This is a genomic window from Phytohabitans kaempferiae, from assembly GCF_042433955.1.
Lineage (GTDB): Bacteria > Actinomycetota > Actinomycetes > Mycobacteriales > Micromonosporaceae > Phytohabitans > Phytohabitans kaempferiae.
In genome coordinates, this window is sequence record NZ_JBHLUH010000081.1 from 57,676 (window position 1) to 68,262 (window position 10,587).

General features: G+C 70.6%; 13 protein-coding genes and 1 tRNA gene. 8 read left to right on the forward strand and 6 right to left on the reverse strand.

Annotation, left to right across the window (positions count from 1 at the left end; genetic code table 11):
* Nucleotides 1–52 precede the first annotated feature (52 nt).
* Together ACFFIA_RS37715 and ACFFIA_RS37720 are read right to left on the reverse strand one after the other, a co-directional pair.
* Entirely contained in the window at nucleotides 53–745 is a 693-nt protein-coding gene (locus ACFFIA_RS37715; RefSeq protein ID WP_377260863.1) for a YcnI family copper-binding membrane protein, read from the reverse strand.
* 11 nt (nucleotides 746–756) lie between these two features.
* Nucleotides 757–2,469, reverse strand: a complete 1,713-nt coding sequence (locus ACFFIA_RS37720) for a copper resistance CopC/CopD family protein (protein WP_377260865.1) — start codon at nucleotides 2,467–2,469, stop codon at nucleotides 757–759.
* A 135-nt stretch (nucleotides 2,470–2,604) separates the two neighbouring features.
* Here ACFFIA_RS37720 and ACFFIA_RS37725 point away from each other — a divergent pair, with 135 nt between their 5' ends.
* Genes ACFFIA_RS37725 through ACFFIA_RS37740 form a run of 4 tightly spaced genes read left to right on the forward strand, consistent with a single transcriptional unit; the run spans nucleotide 2,605 to nucleotide 5,456 of the window.
* On the forward strand, nucleotides 2,605–3,153 hold the full coding sequence (locus ACFFIA_RS37725) for a sigma-70 family RNA polymerase sigma factor (RefSeq protein ID WP_377260867.1): 549 nt from the start codon (nucleotides 2,605–2,607) through the stop codon (nucleotides 3,151–3,153).
* A gap of 34 nt (nucleotides 3,154–3,187) precedes the next feature.
* Nucleotides 3,188–3,703, forward strand: coding sequence for a MauE/DoxX family redox-associated membrane protein (locus ACFFIA_RS37730; protein WP_377260869.1), 516 nt, complete (start codon nucleotides 3,188–3,190; stop codon nucleotides 3,701–3,703).
* A complete protein-coding gene (locus ACFFIA_RS37735) occupies nucleotides 3,700–4,398 on the forward strand; it encodes a DsbA family protein (protein WP_377260871.1) in 699 nt (232 codons plus the stop codon). Before ACFFIA_RS37730 ends, ACFFIA_RS37735 begins: the two co-directional genes overlap by 4 nt.
* Before the next feature lie 44 nt (nucleotides 4,399–4,442).
* Nucleotides 4,443–5,456: a hypothetical protein gene (locus ACFFIA_RS37740; protein WP_377260873.1), complete on the forward strand. Its 1,014-nt coding sequence runs from the start codon at nucleotides 4,443–4,445 to the stop codon at nucleotides 5,454–5,456.
* Here ACFFIA_RS37740 and ACFFIA_RS37745 read toward each other — a convergent pair.
* From ACFFIA_RS37745 to ACFFIA_RS37760, 4 genes are read right to left on the reverse strand one after another with little or no spacing between them, the layout of a single operon-like run.
* Nucleotides 5,446–6,192, reverse strand: a complete 747-nt coding sequence (locus tag ACFFIA_RS37745; protein WP_377260875.1) for an energy-coupling factor ABC transporter ATP-binding protein — start codon at nucleotides 6,190–6,192, stop codon at nucleotides 5,446–5,448. The two genes, ACFFIA_RS37740 and ACFFIA_RS37745, sit on opposite strands and share 11 nt — an antisense overlap.
* Before the next feature lie 52 nt (nucleotides 6,193–6,244).
* Nucleotides 6,245–7,000: a cobalt ECF transporter T component CbiQ gene (gene cbiQ / locus ACFFIA_RS37750; RefSeq protein ID WP_377260878.1), complete on the reverse strand. Its 756-nt coding sequence runs from the start codon at nucleotides 6,998–7,000 to the stop codon at nucleotides 6,245–6,247.
* Entirely contained in the window at nucleotides 6,997–7,350 is a 354-nt protein-coding gene (locus tag ACFFIA_RS37755) for a PDGLE domain-containing protein (RefSeq protein WP_377260881.1), read from the reverse strand. Before ACFFIA_RS37755 ends, cbiQ begins: the two co-directional genes overlap by 4 nt.
* Nucleotides 7,347–8,057 carry an energy-coupling factor ABC transporter permease gene (locus ACFFIA_RS37760; protein ID WP_377260883.1) on the reverse strand — a complete coding sequence of 237 codons (711 nt, stop codon included), beginning with the start codon at nucleotides 8,055–8,057 and terminating at the stop codon, nucleotides 7,347–7,349. Before ACFFIA_RS37760 ends, ACFFIA_RS37755 begins: the two co-directional genes overlap by 4 nt.
* Before the next feature lie 75 nt (nucleotides 8,058–8,132).
* Here ACFFIA_RS37760 and bcp point away from each other — a divergent pair, with 75 nt between their 5' ends.
* From bcp to ACFFIA_RS37780, 4 genes are all read left to right on the forward strand, one after another.
* Complete coding sequence (gene bcp, locus ACFFIA_RS37765) at nucleotides 8,133–8,609, forward strand: thioredoxin-dependent thiol peroxidase (RefSeq protein WP_377260885.1); 477 nt, start codon at nucleotides 8,133–8,135, stop codon at nucleotides 8,607–8,609.
* 17 nt (nucleotides 8,610–8,626) lie between these two features.
* A tRNA-Leu gene (locus tag ACFFIA_RS37770) sits at nucleotides 8,627–8,710 on the forward strand.
* Between the two features lie 525 nt (nucleotides 8,711–9,235).
* Nucleotides 9,236–10,069, forward strand: a complete 834-nt coding sequence (locus ACFFIA_RS37775) for a DUF3800 domain-containing protein (protein ID WP_377260888.1) — start codon at nucleotides 9,236–9,238, stop codon at nucleotides 10,067–10,069.
* Nucleotides 10,070–10,208: 139 nt separating this feature from the next.
* On the forward strand, nucleotides 10,209–10,587 hold a 379-nt coding region (locus ACFFIA_RS37780; protein WP_377260890.1), incomplete at its 3' end, for a GNAT family N-acetyltransferase.

Genomic DNA, 10,587 nt, shown 5'->3' on the forward strand with positions numbered 1-10,587 from the left:
CCCGTACCGGCCAGACGAACGCGAGCACAACCTTCCGCGAAAACGCTGGCGGTCAGGAAGTGCGGCGGCTCCGGGCGAAGGCGAGCCCGCCCAGGGCCAGACCTCCCAGGCCCGCGACCAGCGCGACCACCGCCAGGATGATGGCCAGCCCGTCCGCGACGCCCTCGTCCTCGTCCGGCGTGGCCGCGGCCGGGGGCGCTGAAGCGGCCGGGGAGTTGTCGGCGGCCACCAGCCTGAGCACCGGCGCGGGGTTTTCCGGCTCCTCGGCGCCCGGCTGCGGCTCCTCGATCCACCGGGAGACGTTGCCGTCGGAGTACGTCTGAAGCGCCTTGAAGACCATCGTCTCGGCGTCGGGCAGCGGGCCCATCGAGACCGGGAACTCGGCGAACTCGCCCGGCTTGACCCCGCCGCCCGACGCCGCGGTCCAGGTGATCTTCGAGACCACCTCGCTGACCTGGGCTCCGTGCACGTCGATGGGCGGGTCGACCTTGCGCCGCTCGATCTGGGCTGTCCAGCCGGCGACCGGCATGATCGAGACCGAGCCGACCGGCGCGTTCTCCGGGAGTACCACCTCGAGTTTGACCGTGGACGCGGTGTCGCTCTCGTTCGGCACGCGGAACGCGAGCCGCGCGAACCCGCCCTTCTCGGCCTCCTTCGGGTTCACCGTCACGTGGGCCGAGGCCGGCGCGGCGAAAATCACCAGGACGGCGAGGAGCGCGCCGAATACGAGAGCAACGCGTTTCATGGGAAACCCTTCTATTTGATCGGCACGATGGCTGTCACCGTGGCCTGGTCGATCTCGGAGATACGGATGGTGAAGCGGAACTCCCAGTCGCCTTCGAGCGGGAGCGTGATCTCGCCGGTGGCGTGGTTGTCGGTGAGCGGCAGCAGCGGGATGTCGACCGGCGCCACCTCGTTGGCCGGCAGCGCGGCCGTGCCCTTCCACTCGACCACCGGGAGCGGCTTGTTGGCCTGGTCGTAGGCGTACAGGTGGACCGAGTTGTTGCCCTTGCGCGCCGGGTCGACCTCGACCTGGAGGTTGAAGAGGTTGCTGTTGAGCGTCGCCGAGTAGTAGCCGGGTCCGCTCAGCTCCTCGTTGGCCGCCGCGGTGCGGGCGGGCGTGGTCTGCACCAGCACGGCGGTAAGGCCCAGCACGACGGCCGTGATACCCAGTTCGACGCCGACCGCACGGCGCAGCCGCCGCGGCCCGCCGCCGGCCAGCCGGTCCCGGACCAGCTTCCGGGAGTACGCGGCGACGGCGACCACCGCGCCGAAGAGCACCACCTTGGCGATGATGAGCCGGCCGTACGTGGTCGACACGAGTGCGTCCGGCGTGCCCACCTCGATCAGCGCCTGCACGGTGCCGGCCAGTACCAGCGCGGACACCGCGAGGGCGGCCCAGCGCGACCAGATCGGCAGGATCGCGCCAAGCTCACGGTCGTTGGCCTGGCGGAGCAGGAACGCGAGCAGCATCACCAGTCCGCCCAGCCACACCGCCATGCTGGCCAGGTGGACCGCGTCGACCACCACTGAGACCGCGGCGACCGGGGAGGCGGCCGGATGCCCGGCGATCGGCCAGGTGAAGAGCGCGGCACCGCCGAGCACCGCCAGCAGGATCTGGTCGACCCGCCCGGTCTCGCCGCGCAGCAGGGGGCGCAGCAGCAGCGCGATGGCCACGAGCAGGCCGAGCCGGATCAGGTGGGCGGTGCCGAACGTACTGGACAGCACGTTGCGCAGCGTCTCGCCGGAGACGTCGAAGAGCCCGCCGCCGCTCGTGTACGGCACCTGGAGCCAGATCCCGGCCAGTGTGGCGAGCGTCACGAGACCCATGCCGCTCCAGACCACGCCCGACGGGCCGCTCCGCGACAGGCGCGCCGGCCACAGCAGGCTGAGCACGAGCACCGGCCCCACCAGCAGCACCAGGCCGACGTACCCGATGTAGCGCACCACCTTCGTGCCGGTCGCGACGGTGGGGTTGTCGGCCTCCTCCTCGACGGCGTCGCTCGGCGGTGTGGTGGAGGGGGCGCCCACCGAGTACGTGAAGCCGCCCGAGACGGGGTGGCTGTCCGCCGAGATCACCCGGTAGCTGACCAGGTACGTCCCGCGCGCCCCGGTCTGCTCCACCGAAATGGTCACGACCCGGCCGTCGAAGCTCGCGTCACCCCGGTCGACCCGCTTGCCGTCCGGGCCGATCACGCGCACGCGGTCGGGCACCTTGCGCACCGACTCGGTGAAGGTGAGCACCACCTCGGCCGGCGCGACCTGGAGCACCGAGTTGCCGATCGGGTTGCTGCTGTCGAGTACGGCGTGGGCGCTGGCGGGGGCGGCCGGCAGGGCGAGGGCCGCGAACGCGCCAGCGACCAGTGCGAGGAGCAGGAGCGAGAGTCGCGTGGCTACGGACCTTCCGCGTGCCGGGCCAGTGCCAGGCGACGGGGCGTGGGGGGAGGGGCGGCGGGTCATGACGGCCATGATTTCTGAGCCAGGCGCGCTGAGGCGAGCCGGGGCGCATAGCCGGTCATGGCTATCTAGTCGGCGGAGGGGCGGAAAAAGTTCCCGGAGGGGCACTCAACGATTTTCCAGGCAACCCGCGTACCCTGAGTTGCCGTGATTCCCGCCCAGCGTGAAGGCCACGCCGCCGACGACTGGGTGCACGCTGCCCGCGCCGGCGACCCGGCCGCGCAGGCGGCGTTCGTGCAGGTCACCCAGGTCGAGGTGTGGCGGTTCGTGGCCGCTCTGGTCGACCCGGGCAGCGCAGACGATCTGACCCAGGAGACCTACCTGCGGGCGTTTCGGGCACTCCCCTCGTTCGAGGGTCGCTCCAGCGCGCGCACCTGGCTGCTCGGCATCGCCCGCCGCGCCTGCGCCGACCACGTGCGCGGCCTGGTCCGCCGCCGCCGGCTCGACGAGCGGCTGGCCGCGCAGGCACACACCGACGGCCCTTACCCTGACCCGGCCCAGCAGCTCGGCGCGGCTGACCTGCTGCGGCGGCTGCCCGACGAGCGGCGTGGCGCGTTCGTGCTGACCCAGGTGCTCGGCCTGTCATACGCCGAGGCCGCCGACGTGGAGGGCGTGCCGGTCGGCACGATCCGCTCCCGGGTCGCGCGCGCCCGCGCCGAGCTTGTCGACGCGCTCGGCGACGCTCTCGCCAGTTAGCCCGAGGAACCTCCCACACCCGTAGGACGACTTAATGAATGTGACTGTCGCGAGTCCGCCCGTTTCGCCCGCATCTGTCAGCAGATGGCACACCGCGCGACCGTGGCTCGGCACGCTGGTGCGGTTGGGGCTCGCCGCCGTCTGGCTGGTGGCCGGGGGCGCCAAGGTCGGCGACCTCGCCGCTTCCGGGCGAGCCGTCAACGCGTACGACGTGATGCCCTACGACCTCGCGAAGGTGATCGGCGCCGCACTCCCGTTCGTGGAGGTCGCGCTCGGCCTACTCCTGCTGGTGGGACTCGCCACGCGCCTCGCCGCCGGCGTCTCCGCGGCACTGCTGGTCGTCTTCATCGCGGGTATCACGCAGGCGTGGGCGCGAGGGCTACAGATCGACTGCGGCTGCTTCGGCAACGGCGGTCAGCTCGCCGCCGGCCAGAGCCCCTCGTACGGCCCGGAGATCCTCCGCGACCTGGGCTTCCTGGCACTCGCCGGGTTCCTCCTGATCTGGCCCCTCACCCGTTTGTCCATCGATAGCTGGCTGGAGAAGAAATGAGTACCAGGGCTGGGCAGAAGCAGGCCGCCCGCGTGGTGCGCGACCAGATCGCCCGCGAGAAGCGGCGCACGCGCACGTTGTGGACGTCGATCGCGGCGGTGGCTGTGCTGGCCATCGCCGGGCTGATCGGCTGGGGCGTGGTGGCGAGCCAGAACTCGGGCAACTTCACGCCCCCGCCGGGCGCGGTCGAGAACGGCACCGGCATCGCGGTGGGCAATGGGCCTACCAAGATCGACATCTACGAAGACTTCATCTGCCCCGGCTGCGGGCAGTTCGAGCGGCAGACCGGCGGGACCATCGACCAGCTGATCTCGGAGGGCAAGGTCACCGTCGTCTACCATCCGGTCGCCTACCTGGACCGGGCCTCCAGCACCGACTACTCCACACGCGCGTCGGCCGCTTCCGGCGCCGCGGCGGAGGGCGGTAAGTTCCGGGAGTACAAAAAGGCGCTCTTCGCGCAGCAGCCAGCCGAGGGCGGTGCCGGCCTCAGCGACGACCAGCTGATCGAGATCGGCCGGTCGGTCGGCCTCGGAGACGCCTTCGCCCAGGCGGTACGGGACGGGAAGTACAAGGCGTGGACGGCACACGTGACCGACGAAGCGAGTGGCGACGGCGTCACCGGCACGCCCACCGTCCGGGTAAACGGCAAGGACGTCCCGCCCTCCACGCAGGCCATCCTCGCGGCGGTCGGCTGAGCAGGCTTGCTCTGGCCGCGGTCGCCGGTGTCCTCGGGGCGCTGGTGGCCGCGGCCCCCGCGTCCGCGCACGGTGGCGACGCGCCCGACGCGACCAACTACCGCACGGTGGTGACCTCGGTGCCGCCGGTGCCGGGGCTGACCGTACGGGAGATCGAGGCGGGCGCCCGGCTGGAGCTCGACAACCGCACCGGCCGCACGATCGAGGTGCTCGGCTACGGCGGAGAGCCCTACCTCGAGGTGCGCCCCGACGGCGTGTACGAGAACACGCGCTCCCCCGCCACCTACCTCAACGCCACGCTCGCCGGCGACACCGAGCCACCGGCCACCGCCGACCCGACCCAGCCGCCGGAGTGGCGCCGCACCTCGGACGAGCCGGTGGCGCGCTGGCACGACCACCGCACGCACTGGATGACCGCCGAGCCGCCGCCCCCCGTCAAGGCGGACCCGGCCCGCGAGCACCGGATCCGCGACTGGGTCGTGCCGCTCCGCGAGGGCGTGTCCACTATGGAGGTACGCGGCACGCTCGACTGGGTCCCGCCGCCGAGCCCGGGCCTGTGGTGGGCGTTCGTGGTGCTCGTCGGCGCCGCCGTGGCCGCGCTCGGGCTGTGGTCGCGGGCGCTGCCGGTGCTCGCCGGGCTGGCCGTCGCGCTGGGGCCGGTCGCGATCGCGTACGCGGTGGCGCGCGAACTGGACGCCGGCACCACCGGAGTCGGCCCGGTGATCGTGGGGCTGCTCGTCGGGCAGGTGTGGCCGGTGGCCACCGGACTGGCCGTGATCGCCGCCGGTGTGTACGCCCTCGCCCGCCGCCCGGCCGCCGACTTCGCCCTCGCCATGGCCGCCACCTGCGTGGCCGTCTTCTCCGGTGCGGCCAACGCGGCGGTGTTCGCCCGCGGTGTCGTACCCGTGTCGTGGTCCCCGGCCACCGCGCGCCTGGTGATCCTGGTGGTGATCGCGGTGGGCGGCGGTGTGGCGGTGGCGGCCGCGCTCCGCATGCGCGACGCGGCCCGGCGGGCGCCCCAGGAACGGGAAGAGGAAGTGGAAACGGCTATCCCCTGACGGCGAAGCCGTACGGCAGCTCCAGCCGGTGCCGGGCGAGCAGCTCGGAGTCGGCCAGCAGCTCCCGGGTCGGCGCGTCGGCCACGATCCGCCCCGCGTCGATGATCACCGAGCGGTCGCAGAGCTCCAGGGCGTACGGCAGGTCGTGCGTCACCATCAGCAGCGTCACCGGCAGCGTGCGGAGGATCTCGGCCAGCTCGCGCCGGGCCGCCGGGTCCAGGTTGGACGACGGCTCGTCGAGCACCAGGATCTCGGGCCGCATGGAGAGCACGGTGGCCACCGCGACCCGCCGCCGCTGCCCGAACGACAGGTGGTGCGGCGCCCGGTCGCGGTGCTCGCTCATCCCCACCGCGGCCAGCGCCTCGTCGACCCGCGCGGTCAACTCGGCGCCGCGCAGCCCCAGGTTGGCCGGGCCGAACGCGACGTCCTCCCCCACCGTGGGCAGGAAGAGCTGGTCGTCCGGGTCCTGGAAGACGATGCCGACCCGGCGCCGGATCTCGGCCAGCGTGGCACGGTCGCGGTCGACGGTCAGGCCGCCGACCGCGACCGATCCCCCACCCCCGCCCAGAATGCCGTTGAGGTGCAGCACGAGCGTGGTCTTGCCGGCGCCGTTGGGGCCGAGCAGCGCGACCCGCTCGCCCCGTGGCACGGAGAGGTCAACCCCGCGCAGGGCGACCTGCCCGTCGGGGTACGCGTACTGGACTGCACGCACGTCCAGCGAGAGTGGTTCAGTCATTCGGCGCCCCCGGTGAGATCCGGAGCGAAGCGGAGGATCTTTCTTGGGGCGATCATCCCAGAATCACCGCCGTCCCCGCGATCACGGCCGTGGCGGCGGGCAGAGTCGCCGCGGCCAGCCACTGCCCCCGGGTCGCGGCGCCGGCGGCGAGCCACGCGGCCGGCATGCGTCCCTCGTAGCCACGCGAGACCATCGCGAGGTAGACCCGCTCGCCCCGCTCGAACGCGCGCAGGAAGAGCGCGCCCACGCCGGTGGCGAAGCCGCGCAGCTGCCACAGGAAGCGCGGGTCGTCGCCGCGCGAAACGCGGGCGATCCGCATCCGCCGCGCCTCGCCGCCGAGCACGCTCAGGTAGCGGAGCATGAACGTGGCGATCTGCGTGATGATCTGCGGGCAGCGCAGCCGGTCCAGGCCGACGATCAGGTCGCGCGCCGTCGTGGTCGCGGCCAGGATCAGCGACAGGAGTACCCCGAGCGTGCCCTTGGCGATGATGTTGAAGCCGCCGTACAGGCCCTCGCGGGCCACCTCCAGCCCCAGCACCGTCACGCGCTCGCCGGCCGCGAGGAAGGGCAGCGCGAGCGCCAGCAGCACGAACGGCAGCTCCACCAGCGAACGCCTGGCCAGCCAGCCGGCCGGCACGCGCCCGACCGCGGCGAGGACGGCGACCAGGATGGCGTATCCCGCGAAGGCCCAGACCACCTCGCGCGGGGTCACCACCACGATCACGGTGGCGGTGACCATGGCCGCGATCTTCACCTCGGGCGGGAGCCGGTGCAGCGGCGTGTCCCGTTCGAGATAGAGCCCTTTCACTCCCGTGTCTCGGCCGGCTGGCGGCGGCCGCGTACCAGCCAGAAGAGGCCACCGCCGACCGCGAACGTGAGCAGCACGCCGGCCACGCCCGACAGGCCGGTCGAGACGTACGCGTTGTCGATGCCGCTGATCCCGTAGTCGGCGAACGGGCTGTCAGCGGTCTCCGCGTCCTTCGCGTTTCGCGCCATGCAGGAGCCGCCGGTGATCTCGTCGTTGTCGTCGAGCGTGCAGCCCTTGGTGGAGGCCGAGTCGAGCCCGTCCGGCGAGCCGGAGGCGAAGTTGCTCACCACGCCGGCGAGCAGCAGCGCGACCAGCAGCCCGCCGAGGATGAACCAGGTCGTCCTCTTCATGCCGGCACCCCTTCCGCGCTGGCCGGCTGCGACCGCCTGAGGCCGCGCAGCGCGTACACCAGGTCGGGTCTGGTCTTCGCCACGGTCACGACGGTGACGGCCGCGATCAGGCCCTCGCCGATGCCGATCAGGATGTGTGTGCCGGCCATGACTCCGGCGATCGCGCCCAGGCTGTAGTGCTCGAGGTCGGTGGTGCCGCCGAGGGCGTACTGGATGACGAAGCTCTGCGACGCCGCGAGCACCGCGAACACCGACGCGACGAACGCGGTGATCCCCAGCCCCGTGGGCGTGCGCGGCAGGACCCGCAGGAGCAGCGCGATCAGCAGGTACGCGACCGCGGTGCCGACGAGCGCCATGTTGGTGATGTTGGGGCCGAGGGCGGTGACCCCGCCGTCGGCGAAGACGAGTGCCTGGACGACCAGCACGACCGCGACGCACAGCGCGCCCACCCACGGCCCGACGAGCAGCGCGGCCAGTGCGCCGCCGAGGAGGTGTCCGCTGACGCCCGGCAGCACCGGGAAGTTGAGCATCTGCACGGCGAAGATGAACGCCGCGACCAGCCCTGCCATCGGGGCGAGCCGGTCGTCGAGGTCGCGCCGTCCGCGCGAGACGCAGTAGGCGAGCGCCACGAGGGCGACAGCGCCATATATGGCCGAGACGGGACCGTTGAGCACCCCGTTCGAAATGTGGAGCGCCTCAGCTTCCATGGACCGGAGCTTATTTCCACTCATGCTTACTTGCCAAGGGCTGGCAATAAGACGTGTTCCGATAGGGTTCTCGACATGACCGAGACACGTCGACTTGCCCCCGGTGACATGGCACCGGACTTCTCGCTTCCCACTGACACTGGCGAGACGCTCTCCCTGAAGGAGCTGCGCGGGCGCAAGGTCATCCTTTACGCGTACCCGGCGGCGATGACGTCCGGCTGCACCAAGCAGGCGTGTGACTTCCGCGACTCGCTCGCCTCGCTCCAGGCCGCCGGCTACGAGGTCGTCGGCATCTCGCCGGACAAGCCGGCCAAGCTGGCGCAGTTCCGCGAGCGCGACGCGCTGACCTTCCCGCTCGTCGGTGACCAGGACAAATCCGTGCTGACTGCGTACGGCGCGTACGGCGAGAAGCAGCTCTACGGCAAGACCGTCACCGGCGTGATCAGGTCGACCTTCGTGATCGACGAGGAGGGTCGGATCGAGCGGGCGCTCTACAACGTCAAGGCCACGGGCCACGTTGCCAAGCTCCGCAAGGACCTCGGCCTCGACTGAGTAGACTCACTGCGTTTGCGGGAGTGGCGTAATTGGCAGCCGCGTCAGGTTTAGGTCCTGGTGTCCGAGAGGACGTAGGGGTTCGAGTCCCCTCTCCCGCACGCGCAGTTTGTGTGTTTCCGACGCGGACCGTCATCGCGGAGGCAGGCGACGAGCACTTGATAGTCGGCGTGCCCACACTGCGCCTCAGTGAGGCGATGCGATCCGCGACGACGCGCGAGCAGCACGGGCATCTTGGCCTCTTGCTCAGCCTCCAAGACGTCGAGCTGATGCCCCTCGTCCTGCCCACCTGGAGAGCTGCCGCGACTTCGCAGACTGGATCGACGACCTCGGCACCCGCATCGATCTCGCTACGGCCGCCCTGTCAGCGACCGGCGGCCGCACCGACGACGAGGCCGATCTGCAGCGTCTATGTCGTGACCACCGAACGTAACAATCGGGCGGACTCGGTCGCACTCCGCGCAACTGGGTCGCGCCCAAGAAAGCTTTGCAGCACGGCGTCGAGGTTGCAGCAGGGTGTCTCACTGTGGTTAGCTTGCTGTAGAACTTTTCTACAGGTGCCTAGGGGCCAACCCGAACACCACATCCTAAGGCCGCCTTCGGGCGGCCTTAGCGCATGAGGGGGGATGTTGCACCTCTGCTACCTGGACGAGTCTGGCGGCTGCGAGGCCCCGAACAGCAGCCCATCAGCCACACCCGTCATGGTCCTACTTGGCATGATTCTCGATGCCGCGTCCGTCCCCGCACTCACTCGGGACTTCCTTGACCTTAAACGCCGCCACTTTCCCGGACGCTTTACCTCTGGCCACGCGCTCGACCACATCCTCGTCGAGGTGAAGGGGAGCGAGATTCTCCAGATGACCCGTAGTTCATCGCGAAACAAGCGCCGACAAGCGGAGAGGTTCCGAACTGAACTTCTGGACCTGGCCGAGGCTCACCAATGTCGGATAGTGGGGCGCGTCTGGGTCAAAGAGTCGACAACCGGCATGGACGCAGACTCCAGCTACTGCTATGCAGTACAGGACATTTCCCGCCATTTCGGTCAATATATGCAACTGAAGGATGAAGTTGGCGTCTTGATCGCGGATGGGCGCAGCCATGGCACGAACCTTCAGGTGGCGCACTCGATCTTCACTCAGAAGTGGCGCACCGGAGGCGATCCGTACGCTAGCCTGCGCGAAGTGCCGCTGTTCGCGGCGAGCGACAACCACGCTGGCCTGCAAATCGCTGACCTTCTGGCTTCAACACTCGTCTTCCCGATGGCCACTGCCGCCTACTGTCCGCCTCGACCGGGCTTCGTGCATTCGTCCGCGCACTACAACTCAGTTCGGACTTCCTTCGGCGCACGTCTTAGCCAACTTCAGTACCGCTACAGGGATGAGACCGGTAAGTGGCGCGGCGGTCTGGTGGTAAGCGACCGCATCGCCCACCAGCCTGGTTCACGTCTATTCCGCCTTTGAGTCAGCTGGGGTGGCTCCGCCGGACGCGCCGTGACCGCAACCGCAGACGACCCGGCTCCCGCTCGTTGACGTCGGCCTGGGTCCCGGTCGCCGCCGGCTGCGGGCCGGCGCACCCCCTCACGGCCGGCAGGATGGGGGCATGGTGATCCGTTTCGAGCTCGATCCGGCCCTGACGCCCGCGCTGCGCGAGGAGATCGTGTCGCTGTGGACCGAGGTGACCAACGCGGGCGGCGCGGTCGGCTTCGTCGAGCCGGTCAGCCGCGACGACGTACTCCCCATGGCGGCCGCCGCCTTCACCGACATCGCCGAGGGGGCGGACCGGCTGCTCGCCGGCTTCGAGGGCGAGCGGCTCGTGGCCATGCTGATTTTCGTGGACAACCGGTTCGCGCTGAAGGACCACTGGTGCACGCTCAAGCGGGTCATGGTGCACCCCGACCTCCAGGGGCGGGGCTACGGCGTGGCGCTCATTGGTGCACCCTTGTTTCGCTCGATCCGGTCATGGGTTGGGCGCACCGGTG